Consider the following 726-nt stretch of genomic DNA (forward strand, 5'->3'; position numbering starts at 1 on the left):
GCGAGATGACTGTGATAGGTCGACGGGGCAATTTGGACCTGTCGCGGTTTGGTGCCGCTCCTTTGATAGCGTAATGTGCAGCAAAGGAGATAACTCATGGGCACAGGAAGAACGGAAGAATTTCGCAAGGATGCGGTGCGGATCGCGCTGACCAGTGGGCTTTCACGACAGCAGGTTGCGGATGATTTGGGCGTTGGAAAATCGACGCTGAACAAGTGGGTGACGGCGCATCGAGATACGGACGTGGTCTTGTCCGAAGATCGCGAGCTTGCGCGTGAGAACGAACGGCTTCGGCACGAAAACCGCATTCTGAAGGAGGAGAGGGACATCCTAAAAAAAGCCACCCAGTTCTTCGCGAGCCAAAAGCCGTGAGGTTTTGGTTTATCGAAGAACAGCGTGGGGCGTTCCCAACGGATCGGCTGTGCCGGGTGATGAACGTCAGCCCTCGCGGCTTGCGGGCCTTTCGCAGCCGCCCAGCCAGCCGCAGGCAGCGCATGGATATGGTGGTTCTGGCGCACATCAAAGAGCAGTCGCGCCTGAGCCTTGGCAGCTATGGCCGGCCACAAATGACCGAGGAGCTTAAGGAGGTCGGTGTCGATGTGGGGCATCGGCGTGTTGGACGGCTGATGCGTGAAAATGGAATCGTTGTTGAAAGAACACGGAAATTCAAGGCGACAACGGACAGCGATCATAGGGTAATCCCCCCATTTTTAATGGGGGGTCTTC

At 56.6% G+C, this 726-nt stretch carries 1 pseudogene; it reads left to right on the plus strand.

The annotated features are described in order from the left end of the window. Positions 1-96: 96 nt before the first annotated feature. A pseudogene (locus AQ1_RS14965) lies at positions 97-726 on the plus strand (IS3 family transposase); the annotation flags it as partial.

Source organism: Iodidimonas nitroreducens (genome assembly GCA_000710935.1).
GTDB classification, from domain to species: domain Bacteria; phylum Pseudomonadota; class Alphaproteobacteria; order Sphingomonadales; family Rhodothalassiaceae; genus Iodidimonas; species Iodidimonas nitroreducens.